At 68.0% G+C, this 18,467-nt stretch carries 21 protein-coding genes, 1 tRNA gene and 1 pseudogene; 12 read left to right on the top strand and 11 right to left on the bottom strand.

Annotated features, from left to right (window positions below):
* Positions 1-18: 18 nt before the first annotated feature.
* Together CLG85_RS04895 and CLG85_RS04890 are read right to left on the bottom strand one after the other, a co-directional pair.
* Positions 19-1,584, bottom strand: coding sequence for an alanine/glycine:cation symporter family protein (locus CLG85_RS04895; protein WP_095881646.1), 1,566 nt, complete (start codon positions 1,582-1,584; stop codon positions 19-21).
* A 17-nt stretch (positions 1,585-1,601) separates the two neighbouring features.
* Complete coding sequence (locus CLG85_RS04890) at positions 1,602-2,039, bottom strand: universal stress protein (RefSeq protein ID WP_095881647.1); 438 nt, start codon at positions 2,037-2,039, stop codon at positions 1,602-1,604.
* A 263-nt stretch (positions 2,040-2,302) separates the two neighbouring features.
* On the opposite strand from CLG85_RS04890, the gene CLG85_RS04885 reads away from it, so the two are divergent.
* Positions 2,303-2,644: a DUF2853 family protein gene (locus CLG85_RS04885; RefSeq protein WP_095881648.1), complete on the top strand. Its 342-nt coding sequence runs from the start codon at positions 2,303-2,305 to the stop codon at positions 2,642-2,644.
* Positions 2,645-2,844: 200 nt separating this feature from the next.
* Here CLG85_RS04885 and CLG85_RS04880 read toward each other — a convergent pair whose 3' ends face one another.
* The 5 genes from CLG85_RS04880 to tsaD all read right to left on the bottom strand — a co-directional run bounded on the left by CLG85_RS04880 (position 2,845) and on the right by tsaD (position 6,044).
* Positions 2,845-3,237, bottom strand: a complete 393-nt coding sequence (locus CLG85_RS04880; protein ID WP_095881649.1) for a DUF1761 domain-containing protein — start codon at positions 3,235-3,237, stop codon at positions 2,845-2,847.
* Between the two features lie 72 nt (positions 3,238-3,309).
* Positions 3,310-3,729 (bottom strand): EVE domain-containing protein, encoded by a 420-nt coding sequence (locus tag CLG85_RS04875; RefSeq protein ID WP_095881650.1) that lies wholly within the window; start codon positions 3,727-3,729, stop codon positions 3,310-3,312.
* A 4-nt stretch (positions 3,730-3,733) separates the two neighbouring features.
* Positions 3,734-4,006, bottom strand: a complete 273-nt coding sequence (locus CLG85_RS04870) for a YciI family protein (protein ID WP_095881651.1) — start codon at positions 4,004-4,006, stop codon at positions 3,734-3,736.
* A 2-nt stretch (positions 4,007-4,008) separates the two neighbouring features.
* Positions 4,009-4,968: an NAD(P)H-dependent glycerol-3-phosphate dehydrogenase gene (locus CLG85_RS04865; RefSeq protein ID WP_095881652.1), complete on the bottom strand. Its 960-nt coding sequence runs from the start codon at positions 4,966-4,968 to the stop codon at positions 4,009-4,011.
* Positions 4,965-6,044 carry a tRNA (adenosine(37)-N6)-threonylcarbamoyltransferase complex transferase subunit TsaD gene (gene tsaD, locus CLG85_RS04860; RefSeq protein WP_095881653.1) on the bottom strand — a complete coding sequence of 360 codons (1,080 nt, stop codon included), beginning with the start codon at positions 6,042-6,044 and terminating at the stop codon, positions 4,965-4,967. The genes CLG85_RS04865 and tsaD overlap by 4 nt, the downstream gene beginning before the upstream one ends.
* A gap of 88 nt (positions 6,045-6,132) precedes the next feature.
* Here tsaD and CLG85_RS04855 point away from each other — a divergent pair, with 88 nt between their 5' ends.
* The 7 genes and pseudogenes from CLG85_RS04855 to CLG85_RS04825 all read left to right on the top strand — a co-directional run bounded on the left by CLG85_RS04855 (position 6,133) and on the right by CLG85_RS04825 (position 11,566).
* Entirely contained in the window at positions 6,133-6,933 is an 801-nt protein-coding gene (locus CLG85_RS04855; protein WP_095881654.1) for a uroporphyrinogen-III synthase, read from the top strand.
* 179 nt (positions 6,934-7,112) lie between these two features.
* Entirely contained in the window at positions 7,113-8,129 is a 1,017-nt protein-coding gene (locus CLG85_RS04850; RefSeq protein ID WP_260348517.1) for a hypothetical protein, read from the top strand.
* Positions 8,129-8,464, top strand: a complete 336-nt coding sequence (locus tag CLG85_RS04845) for a COG4223 family protein (RefSeq protein WP_260348515.1) — start codon at positions 8,129-8,131, stop codon at positions 8,462-8,464. Before CLG85_RS04850 ends, CLG85_RS04845 begins: the two co-directional genes overlap by 1 nt.
* Positions 8,465-8,482: 18 nt before the next feature.
* Positions 8,483-10,059: pseudogene (locus CLG85_RS04840) on the top strand (heme biosynthesis protein HemY).
* A 45-nt stretch (positions 10,060-10,104) separates the two neighbouring features.
* A tRNA-Thr gene (locus CLG85_RS04835) sits at positions 10,105-10,180 on the top strand.
* 298 nt (positions 10,181-10,478) lie between these two features.
* Positions 10,479-10,853 carry a CidA/LrgA family protein gene (locus CLG85_RS04830; RefSeq protein WP_224846039.1) on the top strand — a complete coding sequence of 125 codons (375 nt, stop codon included), beginning with the start codon at positions 10,479-10,481 and terminating at the stop codon, positions 10,851-10,853.
* Positions 10,850-11,566, top strand: coding sequence for an LrgB family protein (locus tag CLG85_RS04825; protein WP_260348514.1), 717 nt, complete (start codon positions 10,850-10,852; stop codon positions 11,564-11,566). Before CLG85_RS04830 ends, CLG85_RS04825 begins: the two co-directional genes overlap by 4 nt.
* Positions 11,567-11,582: 16 nt before the next feature.
* Here the strand turns inward: CLG85_RS04825 and kdsA are convergent, their stop codons facing one another.
* From kdsA to CLG85_RS04810, 3 genes are read right to left on the bottom strand one after another with little or no spacing between them, the layout of a single operon-like run.
* On the bottom strand, positions 11,583-12,404 hold the full coding sequence (kdsA, locus tag CLG85_RS04820; RefSeq protein ID WP_095881886.1) for a 3-deoxy-8-phosphooctulonate synthase: 822 nt from the start codon (positions 12,402-12,404) through the stop codon (positions 11,583-11,585).
* 5 nt (positions 12,405-12,409) lie between these two features.
* Positions 12,410-13,198, bottom strand: a complete 789-nt coding sequence (locus tag CLG85_RS04815; RefSeq protein ID WP_095881884.1) for a 3-deoxy-manno-octulosonate cytidylyltransferase — start codon at positions 13,196-13,198, stop codon at positions 12,410-12,412.
* Positions 13,195-14,148: a KpsF/GutQ family sugar-phosphate isomerase gene (locus CLG85_RS04810; protein WP_095881883.1), complete on the bottom strand. Its 954-nt coding sequence runs from the start codon at positions 14,146-14,148 to the stop codon at positions 13,195-13,197. Before CLG85_RS04810 ends, CLG85_RS04815 begins: the two co-directional genes overlap by 4 nt.
* Before the next feature lie 244 nt (positions 14,149-14,392).
* On the opposite strand from CLG85_RS04810, the gene CLG85_RS04805 reads away from it, so the two are divergent.
* Positions 14,393-14,827, top strand: a complete 435-nt coding sequence (locus CLG85_RS04805; RefSeq protein WP_235865369.1) for a GNAT family N-acetyltransferase — start codon at positions 14,393-14,395, stop codon at positions 14,825-14,827.
* Positions 14,828-14,833: 6 nt separating this feature from the next.
* Here CLG85_RS04805 and CLG85_RS04800 read toward each other — a convergent pair whose 3' ends face one another.
* Positions 14,834-15,334, bottom strand: coding sequence for an SH3 domain-containing protein (locus tag CLG85_RS04800; protein ID WP_095881882.1), 501 nt, complete (start codon positions 15,332-15,334; stop codon positions 14,834-14,836).
* A 106-nt stretch (positions 15,335-15,440) separates the two neighbouring features.
* Here CLG85_RS04800 and CLG85_RS04795 point away from each other — a divergent pair, with 106 nt between their 5' ends.
* The 3 genes from CLG85_RS04795 (at position 15,441) to CLG85_RS04785 (ending at position 18,353) form a co-directional block, all read left to right on the top strand.
* Entirely contained in the window at positions 15,441-16,427 is a 987-nt protein-coding gene (locus CLG85_RS04795; protein WP_095881881.1) for a 2-hydroxyacid dehydrogenase, read from the top strand.
* A 46-nt stretch (positions 16,428-16,473) separates the two neighbouring features.
* Entirely contained in the window at positions 16,474-17,328 is an 855-nt protein-coding gene (rfbD, locus tag CLG85_RS04790) for a dTDP-4-dehydrorhamnose reductase (RefSeq protein WP_095881880.1), read from the top strand.
* 140 nt (positions 17,329-17,468) lie between these two features.
* The gene (locus CLG85_RS04785) at positions 17,469-18,353 is read left to right on the top strand and encodes a hypothetical protein (protein ID WP_141244515.1); all 885 of its coding nucleotides are present in this window, start codon (positions 17,469-17,471) and stop codon (positions 18,351-18,353) included.
* The last annotated feature ends 114 nt before the right edge of the window (positions 18,354-18,467 follow it).

The raw sequence follows: 18,467 nt of genomic DNA, 5'->3' as shown, positions 1-18,467 counted from the left end.
CGACGGCCTTGGCCGGGATCAGGCGTAGCGCTTGATCTCGCCCGACTTCAGCCGCGACTGGTAGCTGATCATCTCGGCCTTCACGATCGGCATCAGGAAGTAGAGGCCGATGATGTTGAACAGCGCCATGGCGAAGATCGCCGCGTCCGAGAAGTCGATCACCGGGCCGAGGTTCATCGCCGCGCCGATGACGACGAAGATGCAGAACAGGATCTTGAAGCTCAGTTCCTGGAACTTGCCTTCGCCGAACATATAGGTCCAGGCCTTGAGCCCGTAGTAGCTCCAGGAGATCATCGTCGAGAAGGCGAAGAGGATCACCGCCAGGGCCAACACGTAGGGGAACCACGAGATCGCGGATTCGAAGGCGGCCGAGGTCAGCGCCACGCCCGAAACGTCGCCGAGGGTTTCGACCCGGCCCAGCTCGGCGTTCCAGATGTACTGGCCGGTTTCCGCATCCACCTGCAACACCCCGGTGATCACGATGACCAGCGCGGTCATGGTGCAGATCACCACCGTATCGATGAAGGGCTCGAGCAGCGACACGAAGCCCTCGGTGATCGGCTCCTTGGTGCGCACCGCCGAATGGGCGATGGCCGCCGAGCCGACGCCCGCCTCGTTCGAGAAGGCCGCCCGCTTGAAGCCCTGGATCAGCGCGCCGACAAGCCCGCCCGCGACGCCAAGCCCGGTGAAGGCGCCGTCGAAGATCTGGCCGAGCGCCCAGCCGATCCGGTCATAGTTGATCGCGATGATGATCAGCGCAGTGCCGACGTAGAGCACGCCCATGAAGGGCACGATCTTCTCGGTCACCTGGGCGATGCTCTTCAGCCCGCCGATGATCACTGCAAAGACGATGGCGGCGAAGATCACCCCGGTGATCCAGCCCGGGTAGTCGCCGATGATATTCGCGAGCTGCGCATGGGCCTGGTTGGCCTGGAACATGTTGCCGCCGCCCAGCGAGCCAAGCACGCAGACGATCGAGAAGCAGATCGCCAGCACCTTGCCGAAACCGGCAAAGCCGCGCTCCGCCATGCCCTTGCTGAGGTAGTACATCGGCCCGCCCGAGACGGTGCCGTCGGCGTATTCGTTGCGGTATTTCACGCCGAGGGTACACTCGGTGAACTTCGACGCCATCCCCATGAGACCCGCGAGGATCATCCAGAAGGTCGCGCCGGGCCCGCCGATCGACACGGCCACCGCGACACCGGCGATATTGCCGAGGCCGACCGTGCCCGAGAGCGCGGTGGCGAGGGCCTGGAAGTGGCTGACCTCTCCGGCGTCATCGGGATCGGAGTACTTGCCCGACACCAGCGCGATGGAATGCGGGAAGGCGCGGAACTGCACGAAGGCGAAATAGAGCGTGAAGATCGTCGCCGCGATCACCAGCCAGAGCACGATCCACGGAAAGGAGGTGCCGGGGAAGGGGGCGAAGATGAAGTTGACGAAGGGGCCGGTGGCGGCGCCGACGACCTCGTTGATCTTCTCGTCGATGCTATGCGCCGTCTCCTGCGCTTGGGCAGGGAGGGCGGCGAGCGCCGCGCCGAGAGCCGGAAGGCCGGCACGAAGGGCGATTTGGGTGGGTTTCATGAGGGGTCTCCAGCGGCTCAGGGCACGATGACGGTTGGCACGGATGCGACCTGCGCAAGTCCCAGGGGCACCGATCCGAAGATGCGGGCCGCCATGGACTGAGTGCCGGACCTGCCGACAAAGATCATGCTCGCGCTGGCCTCCGAGGCGATCTCGGCCACCAGTTCGACGACCGAGCCATAGCGGATGCGGCAGTCGCCCTCGAGCCCGGCCGCGTGCACCTTGGCGAGCGCCGGATCGAGCATCACCTCCTTGGCCCGCGCCAGTTCCTGCTTGCGGCGGGCATGGCGCTCTTCGATTTCCTGAGGTGTCAGGAACTTGTAGGGCGACCATTCCAGGATATGGACAAGCAGCAAGGCCGCATTGTCCTTCTTGGCCCGCGCGATTGCGTAATCGAGCAGGCCGTCATCACCTTCCTTGTTCTCGTAGGCGACGACAAACGTCTCTGTTGTCATTGGAATTCCCCGGGTTTCTGCGTCTGAGAGAGCAGGGTGATGCCCGTTTTCCGGGTCTGCCACTCCATGCACTCCCCCGCCCATGCTGCGGGCGGCGTCACGGCTTTGTCACTAAAAAAAAGATTAACGCCATGCCCCTAGGGTAAGCTGTGCAGAAAAAGAGAACGATTTTCTCCTCTTTATCAACAATGAAGGCCGACTATAGTCTTGGCAGGAAAGGTGCGCCCGGCGCGCCCGGACACCCAGTTCAGGAGGAGAGTGACATGGGCAAGCGAGACGATCTGATCGAGAAATACGCTGCGGACCTGCGCGAGAAGTGCGGCATGGAGCCCGACATGGAGCTGCTCACCAAGGTCACCATCGGTTGCGGGCCGTCGATCTACGATGCCGATGCGGCGACCGTCGCCGCCAGCCAGGAACATGAGCTGGAGACGGTGAAGGACAACTTCCTCGTCAAGAAGCTGGGGCTCGAGGACGGGCCGGAGCTGATGGAGGCGATCAATGCCGTGGTCGAGACCTACGGCCGCTCCGAGCGCAACAAGTACCGGGCGGTGGTCTATTACATGCTGGTGAAGCACTTCGGCAAAGATGGCGCCTACGCCTGAGGGCGGGCCACTACAATTCTACGCACTTCCACTTTGCTCCGGCGCCGCGGACGTGCGATTTTCGAAGCTCGGCCAGAACGGCCGGGTCCAGTTTCGCCGAAGCGTGCGTGGGAGCACGCGGGGTGGCACAGGGGTCCGGCTCTTGGCGGACCCCTGTTTTATTGGCGAAGCGGCTCGCTTTGTGTTCCGGGTGCCGGTCCTCAGAATAGCCCCAGCACCAGCCCGATCACCGCACAGCCAAAGGTGGCATAGCCGCCGTCGATCAACGTCAGCCTGAAGGGGCGCTGCCCGTAGGCGTTGTTGATCATGATCCAGGGCGAGATGAAGAAAAGCCCGACCCCCATCCCTGAAAGCAGCCCGGCGCCGGCGGTGAAGATGCCCGCCTCGTGAAAGACGTGCCGCATCATGCCCGCGACCAGCAGCATGGCGATGGCCGAGAGTGCAAAGGGCAGGGGGCTGGCGTTCTTCGGCCTGCCGTCTTCGTCGCATTCAATGCCCGAGGCGACCAGCCAGGGCTTCGACAGCGTCATGTACCAACCCGCGCCAAACAGCCATCCGGCCAGCGCCGAGACGATCACGCTCAAGAATTCCATGGGGGCCTCCCTCGCTTTGGAGGAAAGCCTGCCGCAAAGGCGGCGCGCTGCCTAGCGGCTTTCAGCGCGGGATCAGAGCTTCAGCCCGCCCTTGGCGCAGATGTGCAAGAACTCGGCCTCGCTCACCGGCTGCACCGAGAGGCGCGACTGCTTGATCAGCGCCATCTCCGAGAGCGCCGGGTCGCCCTTGATCTCGTCGAGCGTCACCGGGGTCGGCAGCTTCTCGATGGCCTTGATGTCCACGCATTCCCAACGCGGATCACCGGCCTTGCTGTCGGGGTGAACCTCGGCGCAGATCTCGATGATGCCGACCACTGCCTTCTCGCTCTGCGAGTGGTAGAAGAAGCCGCGGTCGCCGAGTTTCATCTCGCGCATGAAATTGCGGGCCTGGTAGTTGCGGACGCCGTCCCATTCCTCGCCCGCCTCGCCCTTGGCGACCTGGTCCTCCCAGGACCAGGTCGAGGGCTCGGACTTGAAGAGCCAGTATCTCATCGGCTCACCCGATGACCTTTTTCCAGGCGGTCAGCGTGACGCTCTCGAAGAGGCCTGCCAGTGCGTAGGGGTCCTTGTCGGCCCAGTCCTGCGCCACGGCCATGTCGGCGACGTCGAGGATCACCAGGCTACCCGCCATCTCGCCGGCATCATCCAGCAGCGGGCCGGCCTGCGCCACGACGCCGGTGCGGTCGATATAGGCGAGATGTTCCGCGCGAGTGTCCTTGCGGATGTCGAGAGCACCGGGTTTGTCCTTGGCAATAAGCGCGACGAGCATGGTCATTCCTCCTTCAGGGGTCGGGACAGAAGCTCTTCCAGAGCTTCGGCGATGGTGACTTTGCCTTCGGTCAGCGCGGCGACAACGCCCGAGACCGGCATGGGGATCCCGTCGCGGGCCGCAAGCGCGGCGACGGCGCGGGCGGTGGCGGCCCCCTCGACGGTGACCGAGGGGTCGAACCCCTCCGCGCGGCCGAGTGCCTGCCCGTAGCGGTAGTTGCGCGACAGCTCCGAGGTGCAGGTGAGCGCCAGGTCGCCAAGGCCCGAAAGCCCCGTGATCGTCTCTGCCTTGGCGCCGAGGTGCACCGCGAGACGGGTCATCTCGGCAAAGCCGCGGGTCATCAGCGCGGCGCGGGCGCTGTCGCCGAAGCCGGCGCCGATGCAGGCGCCGCAGGCGATGGCCATGACGTTCTTCAACGCGCCGCCGATCTCGGCCCCGGTGACATCGGTGCTGCGGTAGAGCCGCAGCGTCTTGGTCGAGAGCACATGTTGCAGGACCAGACCGGCCTCGGCGTCCTCGCAGGCCAGCGTCAGTGCCGTCGGCAGGCCGCGGGCAATGTCGGCGGCAAAGCTGGGACCGGTGAGGATTGCGGGCAGGGCACCGGGCTTGGCATGGGCGATGACATGGCTCGGCCCCTCGCCGGTGGCCAGATCGAGGCCCTTGCAGCAGGCGACCAGCTTCTGCCCCTCGAGCGGGTCGGAAATCGACCCCAACACGGAGGAAAGCGTCTGCATCGGCACCGCGAGCAGCAGCGTTTCGGCGGTCGCGGCGCGGGCAAGATCGGCGGTGATCTCGATGCCCTCGGGCAGGGTCACGCCGGGGAGACGGGCGGTCTGGCGGCTTTGCGCCATTTCGTCCATAACCCCCGCGTTGCGGCCCCAGAGCATGACTTTCCGACCGTCCTGCGCCAGCGCCACGGCCAGCGCCGTGCCGAAGGCGCCCGCGCCCAGAACGCCGATCATGCCTTGGCCCCCTTCTTGCCCGAGCCGAGCAACGGCGCGGCGGCCTTGTCGAGCGGCCAACGCGGGCGGGCGGCAAGGGTCATGTCGGACATTTCTCCGGCTGCCAGCAACTCGCCGCCAGCATAGGCGATCATCGCCGCATTGTCGGTGCAGAGCCGCAGCGGCGGCGCGGTGAAGGTCACGCCATGCTCTGCGCAGAGCGCCTCGAGTGCGCCGCGCAGGGCCTTGTTGGCGGCAACGCCCCCGGCCACGGCCAGCGCGGGCTCGGCGGGAGTTTCCTCGAGATAGGCTCGCATCGCGCGGCGGGTCTTCTCCGCCAGCACGTCACGCACCGCCGCCTGGAAGCCGGCACAGAGGTCGGCCACGTCCTGCCGGTGCAGCCCGCCCTGTTCCTCGATCAGCTTGTCGCGCATGCGCAGCAGCGCGGTCTTCAGCCCGGAGAAGGACAGATCGCACCCCTCGCGGTCGAGCAGCGGGCGCGGGAAGCGGAAGCGTTTCTCGTCGCCGGATTTCGCGGCCTCCTCGACCGAGGGGCCGCCGGGCTGCGCCAGCCCGAGCAGGCGGGCGGTCTTGTCAAAAGCCTCGCCGGGCGCGTCGTCGATCGTGCCGCCGAGCCGTTTGAATTCCTGCGGGCCGCGCACGATCAGGAACTGGCAGTGCCCGCCCGAGACCAGCAGCATCAGGTAGGGATAGGCGAGCCCATCGGTCAGCCGCGGCGTCAGCGCGTGGCCGGCAAGGTGGTTCACCCCGATCAGCGGCTTTCCGGTGGCCGCGGCGATGCCCTTGCCCATCATCACGCCCGAGAGCACGCCGCCGATCAGCCCCGGCCCTGCGGTCACCGCGATGGCGTCGAGCTCACTCACCGGCACCCCGGCCTGCACCAGCGCCTGCTCGATGGCGAGATCGAGCTTCTCGGCATGGGCGCGGGCGGCGATCTCGGGCACCACGCCGCCGAAGGCCGCGTGAAGCTCGGCCTGTCCGAGCACCACCGAGGACAGGATCTCCTGCCCGCGCAGCACGGCGGCGGCGGTGTCGTCACAGCTGCTTTCCAGCCCGAGGATCGTCAGTTCAGGCATCGGCACATCCGTTGCATCCCTTTGGTCCTGCAGCTACCACCAGAGCAGGGTCCTCACAATCCCGGGGGCCTCCAATCCCGGAGCAAGGATGCCAGATTCCCAGCCCCTCCTGCTGCTCACCCGCCCGCGCGCGGCCTCCGAGCGCTTTCTCGGCGAGCTTCGTGACGGCGGCGGTTCGGGGTTCACGCCGGTCCTCAGCCCGCTGATCGAGGTCGAGACCACCGGCCCGCTGCCGGAGATGAGCGGGGTGACGGGGCTCATCTTCACCTCTGCCAATGGCGTGCGCGCCTATGCTGAGCTGGGCGGTGCGCCGCTGCCGCTGTGCTATGCCGTGGGCGAGGCGACGGCCCGCGCGGCGCGACACATCGGCATGAAGCCGAAGGTGGCGCAGGGGGATGCCGAGGCGTTGCTGGCGCTGGTTCTTGAAGATTCGCCGGGCGGCGCGCTCCTGCACCTGCGCGGCACACATGCGCGCGGCGATCTTGCCGCGCGACTCACCGCAGCCGGGCAGCCCTGCGCCGAGGCGGTGATCTACGACCAGCCGACTCGCCCGCTCAGCGCCGAGGCGGTCGTGGCGCTGCGCGGTCAACTCCCGGTGGTCGTGCCGCTTTTTTCACCGCGCAGCGCCGCGCTCTTCGCCGCCGCTGCTCGGGACGTTAACGCTACCGCGCCGCTTTTCGCCGCATATATGAGCGCGGAGGTGGAAGCCTCCCTCTCCGGCCTCTATGTTCTCGACTCAGAGATTGTTTTGCGACCCGACGCCCGGCTCATGCGTAAGTCGGTGGAAAAGCTCCTAGAATGCGCTCGATTGCTTGTGGAGCGCGGCGGGTCCGTGAAAAGTTATGAAAGTGACGCGAGATCCGGAAAGGATCCGCAAGCGACAGATTGAAAGGGTGGACCGCGTGGCCGACAAGAAGAAGCCTCTAGACGACGCCAAGGACAAGCCGGAGGAGGGCAAGATCCCCCCCCGAGACCGAAGCCACCCTCGACGAGACGCCCGAAGGCACCGACACCGCGACAGCGGCTGACAGCGTCGCGCCGCAGGGTGAGGACACGCTCGGCGACGAGGTGAAGAACGCCGCCGGGGCGGAGAGCCTCGAGGCCGCTGCCGACGATACGCTGCCCGCCGAGGCGCCCGACACGATGGCAAGCGCCGAAGGCACGGACACCTTCGTGACCGAGGATTCGCTCCTCAGCGCCGAGTCCGAGGACACGGTCGCACAGGATGCTGCGGCGCAGGAACCGGCCAATTCGATGGAAACGATCCACTCGGTGGGCGAGGCCGTCGAACTCGACAGCGACACCGATGTGGGCAAGGACGCCGACACGCTGATCGCCGAGGGCGAGGATACCATCGCGCCGCAGGCCGACTCCCATGAGCCCGCCGTGGCCGTGCCGCCGCGCGAGGTGATCCGCGAGACGGTGGTCGAGCGCAAGGGCGGCTTCGTGCCCATGGCGCTCGGTGGCATCCTCGCGGCGGCGCTCGGCTGGGGCGCTTCGAGCTATCAGTCCGGCAGCTATCCCTTCGGAGATGGTGGCGCCGCGTTCGAGGCGCAGACCGCGGCCTCGCTGGCGGCGCAATCCGAGAAGATCGACACGCTGAGCGGCACCGTCGCGGAGACCGCGGCGCAGGTGGGCGGCATCGACCTGTCGGGGCTCGAGACCTCCACCGCCGATCTCGGCGCGCGCATGCAGGCCGCCGAAGGTTCGGCCGCGACGCTCACCGAGCAATTGGCGCAGCTTCAGACCCGTATCGAGAACATGCAGAACCAGTGGCTGTCCGAGTCGGTCTCGCCCGAGGCGATGGCCGCCTATGAAAAGGCACTCGCCGACGTGCGCACCGCGATCGAGACGCAGCGCGCCGAGGTCGAGCAGATGACCCAGGACGCCATGGCGGCGCAGCAGAGCGCTTCGGACCAGGCGATGCTGGCCAAGTCGCGCACGGCGCTGTCGGACATCAACACCGCGCTGCGCGATGGAGCGCCCTATTCCGAGGCGCTGCAGGTGCTGCAGACCAATGGCGTGAACGTGCCCGAGGGGCTCGCGGCCTCTGCCGGTGACGGCGCGCGACCCAGGCCGAGCTGATGGCCGACTTCCCGCCGGCCGCACGCGATGCGCTCTCGGCCGCGCGCCGGGCGGAGTCGACCACCGAGGACACCGCCAGCCGGGTCACCACCTTCTTCGCCAACCAGCTTGGCGCGCGCTCGGTCGAGCCGCGCGAGGGGGATGACCCCGACGCCGTGCTCTCGCGCGCCGAGGCGGCGCTGCGCTCGGGCGATCTCGGCAGCGTGCTGAACGAGCTTGCGGCGCTGCCGGAACCTGCGCAGGCCGAACTGGCCGATTGGACCGCCCGCGCCGAGGCGCGCAAGGCCGCGCTCGACGGCGCCGATGCCGTCGCACAGACACTGAACCAGAACTGAGGGTAAGGGATCGTTTTCATGCTTTGGTCACTTCTGAAAATCGTTCTCTTCGTCGCCGCCGTGGCGGGGCTGACCCTCGGGGCAGGCTACCTGATGGAAAGCCAGGGAGGGGTGCAGGTCACGCCGGCGGGATGGAATTCACCCTCGGGCCGCTGCAATCGGTGATCGCCGCCATCGTGCTGGTCGTCGTGCTGTGGGTGGTCTTCAAGCTGGTCTCGCTGCTCATCGCGATCCTCAAGTTCATCAATGGCGATGACACGGCGCTGTCGCGCTATTTCGACCGCAACCGCGAGCGCAAGGGCTACCAGGCCATGTCCGAGGGTCTGCTGGCGCTGGCCTCGGGCGAGGGAAAACTGGCCATGGCCAAGGCGCAGAAGGCCGAGCGCTACCTGCACAAGCCCGAGCTGACCCAGCTGCTGACCGCGCAGGCCGCCGAGATGACCGGCGATTCGCGCAAGGCCGAGGAGGTCTACAAGAAGCTCATCACCAACGAGCAGACCCGCTTCGTTGGCATCCGCGGGATGATGAAGCAGAAGCTCGCCAAGGGCGACACGGATACCGCGCTGAAGCTGGCCGAACGCGCCTTCGCCCTGAAGCCCAAGCACGAGGAAATCCAGGACCTTCTGCTGCAGCTCCAGGCCTCGAAACATGACTGGCAGGGCGCGCGCAAGACGCTCTCGGCCAAGCTCAAGCACGGCGCCCTGCCGCGCGATGTCTATCGCCGCCGCGACGCCGTCCTGGCCCTGTCGGAAGCCAAGGACATCATGGACGAGGACAAGCCGATCGAGGCCCGCGAGGCGGCGATCGCCGCATCGAAGGGCTCGCCCGACCTGATCCCCGGCGCCGCCATGGCGGCGCGCTCCTACATCGCGCAGGAAAAGCCCAAGCTGGCGACCCGCATCCTCAAGAAGGCCTGGTCGGTGCAGCCGCACCCGGATCTTGCCGCCGCCTTCGCCGAGATCGCCCCGGACGAGACCCCGGCGGCGCGGATGAAGCGCTTCGGCACGCTCACCTCGATCAACCCCGAGCACCGCGAGACCAAGCTGCTCAAGGCCGAGCTGGCGCTCGCCGCCGAGGACTTCCCCGAGGCGCGCCGCGCCGTGGGCAACCTCGCCGAGACCGAGCCCGATGCCCGCGTGCTGACCGTCATGGCGGCCATCGCCAAGGGCGAGGGCGCGGCCGAGCCGGTGGTGCGCGGCTGGCTCGCAAAGGCGCTGCTGGCGCCGCGCGGCCCGCAGTGGGTCTGCGACAAGTGCAACCACATCCACGCCGAATGGGTGCCGGTCTGCGCCAATTGCGAGGGCTTCGACACGCTGAGCTGGCGCAGCCCGCCGCAGTCCGACGTCGCCCCCGCCGGGGCCGAGATGCTGCCGCTGATCATCGGCTCGCTCGAGGACCGAAGCGCTGACGCCGAGGCCGCGAAACAGGCGGAAGAGGCGCCCGAGGTGCTGACCCCCACGCCCGAGACGCCGGTCGACCCGGTCGACAGCGCCGAGATTTCTGCCGACCTGAAGCGGGACGTGCCGGATGCCGAGACCGTTGAAGACACGGTCGAAGGCAGCGACGGCGAGCTTGAACACGCGAAGGCAAAATAGCCCTTTTCCTGCGGCGGCACCGGTGCTAAGAGGCCGCCCACCAGTGCCGCTGTAGCTCAGCTGGTAGAGCACGTCATTCGTAATGATGGGGTCGGGGGTTCGAGTCCCTTCAGCGGCACCATGGTCTTCCCGAAGGCCAGATCAGACAAAGGGCCACCCTTGCGGGTGGCCTTTTTCGTTCGGTGCCTGGGGTTGGAAGGAGGGGGCTCTGCCCCCGTCCGCTGCGCGGACTCCCCCGGGATATTTGGACCTAGAAGAATTGGCCGGACAGTGCCTGGCCGAGGCGGGCTGGTGTGCGCTCGGGGCGCGGTGCCCGTCAGGGTGAGGGTTTCGGGGGGGCGGCGTGGCCGCGAGCACTCGACTTGGCCTCGCGGCAGACGCAGGTTGGGTGCAACTCCCGCCGCAAAGAGGTTCGCCCCATGCCCGCCATCGTCTCCGGTATCATTGTCCTTCTGCTCTTCCAGCTCTGCGGCGAGGTGGTCTCGCGCATCTTCGCCCTGCCGCTGCCGGGGCCTGTTCTGGCAATGGTGGCGCTGGTCATCGGCATGGCGCTGTCGGAGCGGCTCTTGGCGCTGGTCCGGCCGGTGGCGAGCTTCCTTCTGCAGAACCTCTCGCTGCTCTTCGTGCCGGTGGGCGTGGGGGCGGTGGCGCGCCTGTCGGATCTCTCGGCCCATGCTCTGGCCATCGGCGTGTCGCTGATCGGCTCCACGCTGCTGGCGATCTGCGTGGGCGCGCTGACCTTCGAGCACGTGGCACGGCTCACCGGCAACATCGACGAGGAGGACGAGGCATGACCGACCCGCTGCTGATCTGGTCCTACCTCGAGAGCGGGCCGCTGCTCTGGCTCACCGCCACGCTGGTCGCCTATTGGATCGGCGACCGCATCTTCCGCCTGTCGAACGGCAAGCCCTGGTTCAACCCGGTGCTGCTGTCGGTGATCGTGCTGGGCGGGCTGCTGCTGGCGACGGGGACGCCCTACGAGACCTATTTCGAGGGGGCGCAGTTCGTCCACTTCATGCTCGGCCCGGCGACGGTGTCGCTGGCTTTGCCGCTGCATGCCAACCTGCGCCGGGTGCGCAAGGCGGCGCTGCCCATGGCGCTGGCGCTGCTGGCGGGCTCGCGGACCGCCGTGGTCTCGGCGCTGGGGCTGGCCTGGCTGCTGGGGGCGGATTTCGGCCTGCTGGCGTCGCTGGCGCCGAAGTCGGCGACCGCGCCGGTGGCGATCGGCATCTCGGAAAAGCTTGGCGGCGATCCGTCGATGACCGCCGTGCTGGTGCTGATGACCGGGATGATCGGGGCGATCGCGGTGACGCCGATGCTGAACGCGCTGGGGCTGCGCGACTGGCGTGGGCGGGGCTTTGCCACCGGCGTTGCCGCGCATGGCGTGGGCACCGCGCGGGCGCTGCAGGTGCATCCGACCGCCGGGGCCTTTGCCGGCATCGGCATGGGGATGAACGCGGTGCTGACCGGGCTCATCGCGCCGCTGGTACTTCAGCTCTTTCGCTGAGCGGACGAGGGGGCGCTTACGCCCCCTTGGCCACCTCGTCGATCGCGCGCAGCTTGGTCAGGAGCGCGCCGAGCTGATCCACCGGCACCATGTTCGGCCCGTCCGAGGGGGCGTTGTCCGGGTCTTCATGCGTCTCGATGAAGACCGCGGCGCAGCCGACGGCGACCGCGGCGCGGGCCAGAGTCGGCACGTACTGCCGCTGGCCGCCTGACGACGTCCCCTGTCCGCCCGGCAGTTGCACCGAGTGGGTGGCGTCAAAGAGCACCGGGTATCCTGTCTCCGCCATGATCGGCAGCGCGCGCATGTCCGAGACCAGCATATTGTAGCCGAAGCTCGCGCCGCGCTCGCAGAGCAGCAGCCGCTCGTTGCCGGTCGAGGCGATCTTGTCCGCGACGTTGGCCATGTCCCAGGGGGCGAGGAACTGGCCCTTCTTCACGTTGATCGCCGCGCCGGTCTCGCCCGCCGCCAGCAAGAGGTCGGTCTGGCGCGACAGGAAGGCGGGGATCTGCAGGATGTCGACCGCCTGCGCCACCGTCGCGCATTGCTCGGCGGTGTGGATGTCGGTCAGCACCGGCACGCCGAACTCGGTGCCGATCTGCGACAGGATCGACAGGCCCGCCTCCATGCCGATGCCCCGCTTGCCCGAGAGCGAGGAGCGGTTGGCCTTGTCGAAGCTGCCCTTGAACACCCAAGGCGTGCGCGCGGCCTCGGCGGCGGCGGCGATCTTCTCGGCCAGCATGCGCGCGTGCTCGAGGCTTTCGAGCTGGCACGGCCCGGCGATCAGCGCCAGCGGCGCGTCGTTGGCGAAGGTGACGGATTTGACGGCGACGGGTTTCATCTTGGTCATGCGATGCCTTCCTTCTTCAGAACGGCCTCGATCCGGGCCACGTCGACGGGGTTGTTTAGCTCCCAGAACACCCGGCCGCGCGCCTCGACAGGCACGCAGGTGACGGTGCCGCCGTTTTCCAGGAAGCGCAGCTGCTCGAGCCCCTCGGCGCGCTCGATCGGGCCCTCGGCCCAGGCGGCGTAGCGGCGCAGCGCGTCGGGACGGTAGCCGTAGACGCCGACATGGTGCCAGACCTCGGGCGGGGTTTCGAGGTTGCCGACGTAGGGCAGCACTTCCTTGGAGAAATAGAGCGCGGTGCCGTCGTGGCGCATGACGGCCGTGGTGCCGCCGACCCGGCCGGCGTGGCGGTCCGTGACGAAATTGGCCAGCGTCTCGGGGTCGGTCTTCAGCACAGGGGTGGCCATTTCGACCTTGGGGTCCTGCATCGCGGCGATCAGCGCCTCGATGAACCACGGCGGGGTCAGCGGCGCGTCGCCCTGCAGGTTGATGACGATCTCCGGCTCGCCGCTCAGCTGCGCCACGCCCTCGGCGCAGCGCTCGGTGCCGTTGCGGGCCTCGGAGGAGGTCATCAGCACCTCGGCACCGAAGCCGCGCGCCGCCTCGGCGATGCGCGCGTCGTCGGTCAGAACGTAGACCGCCGAAACGCCCTCGACCGTCAGCGCGGCTTCCCAGGCGCGCTGGATCAGGCTCTTCTTCTCGCCGGTGGCACCGGTCAGCTCGACCAGCGGCTTGCCCGGGTAGCGGGTAGAGGCGTAGCGGGCGGGGATAAAGATGACCGCGCTCATGCCACACCTGCCCGCAGCGCGTCGTGGATGTGCAGCAGCCCGACGAGGCGCTCGGCCTCGTCGACCACCAGAAGGACGGTCCGTTTCTTCGCGTTGAGCACGCCGAGTGCCTCCGTAAGCAGGGTGTCGGGACGGGTGACAAGCGGGCCGGGCGTGGCGACCTCGCCCGCGCGGCGCTCCAGCAGCCCCTCCATGTTGCGGCGCAGGTCGCCGTCGGTGATGATTCCCGCGACGCGGCCCTCGGTCACCACCGCCGCGACGCCGAAGCCTTTCTGCGACATGACCACCAGCGCCTCGCTCATCGGCGTGTCGGGGGTGACCACGGGCAGCTCGTCGCCCTTGTGCATCACCGCCGAGACCCGCAGCAGCGCTGCGCCGAGCGAGCCGCCGGGGTGGAAATGCGCGTAGCTCTCGCGGCCGAAGCCTCGGTTGCTCATCAGTGCCACGGCGAGCGCATCGCCGAGCGCCATGCACAGCGTCGTCGAGGTGGTGGGCGCCATGCCGATGGCACAGGCCTCGGGGGCGTCGGGCAGCAGCAGGATATGGTCGGCGGCGCTGGCCAGCGTGCTGTCGGCGCGCTTGGTGATGGCGATCATCGGGATCGAGAAGCGCGCGCAGTAGCCGATCATGTCGGCGAGCTCGCGGGTCTCGCCGGAGTTGGAGATCAGGATCACCGCGTCGGCCGAGGTGATCATGCCGAGATCGCCATGGCTGGCCTCGCCGGGGTGGACGAATTGCGCCGGGGTGCCGGTCGAGGCAAGCGTGGCGGCAATCTTCGCGGCCACATGGCCGGACTTGCCCATGCCGGAGACGATGACCCGGCCGCGGATGCTCAGCAGCAGCGCGACCACGGCGTCGAATGCCGCGGGCAGCTCGTCGGAAAGGCGGACCAGCGCCTCGGTCTCGGTGGCCAGCACCTTGCGGGCGATGTCGGAAGGGGTTTCGGACATGGGGATCCCTGATCTTGAGATGCCCGCGTGTTATCCCGCAATCGCCGTCTTGTCCAATGGCGCGGCGCGGCAGGGGCGGGCCTGCGCGGGGCACAGATGGCCAACCGCGACGGCGCAGCAGCCCGTCAGCGCGAGAAGGGTGGCGCCGCAGCTCCGGCAGAGGGCCCGAGAGCGGCGGTTTGCCGTTTGCGTGCCCGCGCCGCGGCGCTATGGAAAGGCACCTTTCGCAAGAGGACCGCACCACATGTTGATCACGCGCCGCTTCGCCACGCCTTCGGATGCGCCGCAGCTGGCCGAGCTGAGGGCCGAGGCGATGCGTCCGAGCCTCGAGGCGCTTGGCCGTTTCGATCCGCAGCGCGTGCGGCGGCGGTTTCTCGACAGCTTCGATCCGGCGGAGACAACCATCCTTCTGCAGGGCGATCAGCTCGCCGGCTTCTTCGTCCTGCGCCGGCGCCCGGAAGAGCATTATCTCGACCATCTATACCTCGCCGCGCAGGCGCGCGGCCTCGGGCTTGGCCGAAGGGTGATGGAAGAGCTGCAGGAGGAGGCGCGGGCGGCGGGCGTGCCGATCCGGCTCATGGCGCTCAAGGGCAGCCCGGCGAACCGCTTCTACCGCGCCTGCGGTTTCGAGCCGGTGGGCGAGGAGCCCTTCGACATTCTCTACCGCTGGCAGCCCTGAGCGGGGCTATTCGAGAATCTCGTCCGGATCGACGCCCCAGACAGCGGCCTTCGGCGCCCAGCCGTCGTAGCCGCCGGCGGAAAGCTCGCACCAGTCCTTCTCGCAGTGCTCGAGATGGGCGATCACCCCGACCGCCAGCTTGGCCTCGACCGGGGTGCCCGGATCAGGGCGCTGGTGCAGCTCGAGCATGTCCTCCTCGACCAGAACCGTGCGCACCCCCGAGAGCAGCGCGTAGTGAATCCAGCCGCCTGCGCCGTCCTTGTCGCGCACCCGGCGCCAGTGGCCGTATTCGGCGATGATCTCCAATGGCATGTCGCGCCGCGTGTAGACCCAGTCGATGCGATGGGTGAGCGAGGGGCCGCGCCGGGCGTTGCCCTCGTTGGTCTTCAGCGACACGTAGCGCGGCAGTGGCAGGTTGGTGACCGGCCCGCGCTCTTCGGCCGCCTGCGCGGCCGCGCCGCAGAGCAGGGCGGCAAGCAGCCCCGCCAACACAGAAGTCCTGACCATCGTGTCTGTCCTGCTCGAGATTTTACGCCGGGGTTCTTGTGCCCCGTGCATGCTTGCGACAGTGTGCCAAAGCAAAGAGCGTAAGGAAAGGGAGGCCCTGACCGGAATGCCGCAGAAACGCCTGACTGTTGTCGTGACGCGACGTTTGCCGGAGGTGGTGGAAACCCGCCTGAGCGAGCTTTTCAACGTCAAACTGCGCACCGACGACCTCGCGATGACTCGCGCGGAATTGACCGCGGCCATGGCCGAGGCCGACGTTCTGGTGCCGACTCTGACCGACCAGATCGACGCTGGGCTGATTGCCCAGGCCGGACCGCGACTCAAGTTGATCGCGAATTATGGCGCAGGCGTCGATCACATCGACGTGGAGACCGCCCGGGCGCGGGGCATCATGGTGTCGAACACGCCGGGGGTGATGACCGACGATACCGCCGACATGGTGATGGGGCTGATGCTGGCGGTGATGCGCCGCATGCAGGAGGGGCTCGCCACCATGCAGGAGGGCAACTGGGCCGGCTGGGCCCCGACCGCTTTCCTCGGCACGCGGCTCGGTGGAAAACGGCTCGGCATCCTCGGCATGGGGCGGATCGGCCAGGCGGTGGCGCGGCGTGCCTCGGCCTTCGGCATGCAGATCCACTACCACAACCGCCGCCGCCTGCGCGAAGAGACCGAGGAGGCGCTCGAGGCGACCTACTGGGAAAGCCTCGACCAGATGGTGGCGCGGATGGACGTGGTCTCGGTCAACTGCCCGCACACCCCCTCGACCTTCCACCTGCTGAACGCCCGGCGGCTGCGCCTGATGAAACCCTCGGCGGTGCTGATCAACACCTCGCGCGGCGAGGTGATCGACGAATCGGCGCTGACCCGGATGCTCAAGGCCGGAGAGCTGGGCGGCGCCGGGCTCGACGTCTACCAGCACAAGATCAAGGGCAACCCCGAGCTGGTGAACATGCCGAACGTCGCGATGCTGCCGCACATGGGCTCGGCGACGCTCGAGGGCCGCATCGAGATGGGCGAGAAGGTGATCATCAACGTCAAGACCTTCGCCGACGGGCACCGCCCGCCGGACCAGGTCGTGCCGGCGATGCTCTGAACCGCCCGCCCTGCACTTCATAGACCTTCAAAGACACGGATAGATCATGCGAATTCTGATGTTCGGATCGACGGGGCAGGTCGCGCGCGAGATTGAGCGCCGCGCCCCCGTCGTCTCGCTGTCCCGCGAGGACGTCGACCTTACCGATCCGGCCGATTGCGCCGAGGCGGTGCGGGCCGAGGCCCCCGACGTGGTGATCAACGCTGCCGCCTATACCGCCGTCGACCAGGCAGAGAGCGACGAGATCACCGCCGCGCGGGTGAACGGCGAGGCACCGGGCGCCATGGCCCGGGCCTGCGCCGATCTCGGCATTCCCTTCATCCACATCTCGACCGATTACGTCTTCGACGGCACGGGCGACGTGCCCTTTTCCCCGGATGCGCCCACCGGTCCGCTCGGCGCCTATGGCCGCACCAAACTGGCGGGCGAAGAGGCGGTGCGCGCCGCGGGCGGCCCGCATGCGATCATCCGCACCTCTTGGGTGGTCTCCGCCCACGGCAAGAACTTCGTGAAGACCATGCTGAAGCTCGGCGCCGAGCGTGACCGGCTCACCATCGTCGCCGACCAGGTCGGCGGGCCGACCCCGGCGGCGGATATCGCCGAGCTTTGCCTCGCCGCGGCGAGCCAGCTCATCGAGGCGCCGGAGAAGTCGGGCACCTACCACCTCTCGGGCGGGCCCGACGTGAGCTGGGCCGACTTCGCGCGCGAGATCTTCGCCCAGTCGGGGATCACCTGCGAGGTGGTCGACATCCCGACCTCCGACTTCCCGACCCCGGCCAAGCGCCCGGCCAATTCTCGCATGGACAACAGCGCGACCGAGGCCACCTTCGGCCTGCCGCGCCCGGACTGGCGGGTGGGTCTGGCGGCAATCCTCGCCGAGCTTCAGGCCGAGGAGGGCTGAGCCCCTCCGCCCCGCAGCACCCTCTCGATTTCTCGTAAAATCGCCGGAAGTCTCCGTTTTCCGGCCATGTTTCCGCGCCGCTTCCGCCCCCTGATTGCGCGATTGTGACGGCATCGCAACGAAGCGAACGAGGGTGACCCATGGAGCGGACATTGGAGCGGGGACTGTCCTCCGGGCAGGGCTGGGGTATGGGCAACGGCGCCCCTTACAATCACGCGGCCCAGGACCTGGCGCTTGTCGACGCCGGCATCGCGCTGGGAGTCTTCGGGTACCAGACGATCGTCGCGCGGGAAGACGCGCTGGACGAGGCGCGGGTCGAGGATGCGCTTGCCGAACATGCGCTTGCCCATGAGCAGGCGCTCCTCTCGCAGGGCCGGAAGTCGAAGCTGGCGCTGCTGCGCGGCGAGACCGATGGAAGCGTGCGCGGTCTGCGCAACGCGGTGATCAGCATCGGCCATTGGTTCGACCTCCATCATGCGCCCGAGGGAAATGCGGTGGCCCCCGCGGAGGCGGGCTACGCGGAAAGCTGGCGCATCGGCTGGGCCGACCGACTTCCCGAAATCATGAAGCTTTCCGTGGATGGCCCGCTCGAGGACATGGGGCTCGAGGCGAGCGGACATGTGCCCCAGAGCGACCCGGTGCCGCATCCCTTCGGGCTGCAGGGCGCAGCGGGCACCGAGGGCGAGGGGCCTTCCGACGCCGGGCGCGCTTTTCTCGAGGAGATGCTGGCAGAGGACGACGAGCCCCAGGGCTTCGTCTTCGCCAGTGACGGCGCGGAGGACAGCCTGTCACACCACTCGCAGGCGGTGCTGGCGCAGGAAGAGGTTATGTTCCTCGAAAGCCAATACGCGGCTTTGCATGGTGCGCTCTTCGATGGAGATGCCAGCTGGCAGGGGCCGGGAGATTTCGACCATACCGAGGAGGGGGCCACGCATCACGGCGCCCTGCACCGGCCCGATCCGCATGGACATGGCGACCACGGCCAGCTCCTGCACGCGGCGCTTTTCGACGGGCATTTCGCCTGATTGAAGCGGCCCCGGGGCGATGGACGGGACGTACCCCATGCACCTTGAGGGGACCGCAAGAAAAAGCCCGCTCCAAAGGGAGCGGGCTTCGATCTCTCACGCCAAGGGCCTGTT

Source organism: Alloyangia mangrovi, assembly GCF_002300555.2.
Lineage (GTDB): Bacteria > Pseudomonadota > Alphaproteobacteria > Rhodobacterales > Rhodobacteraceae > Salipiger > Salipiger mangrovi.
The sequence above is the reverse complement of the archived record's forward strand: the minus strand, read 5'-3'. Positions and strand labels throughout refer to the sequence as shown.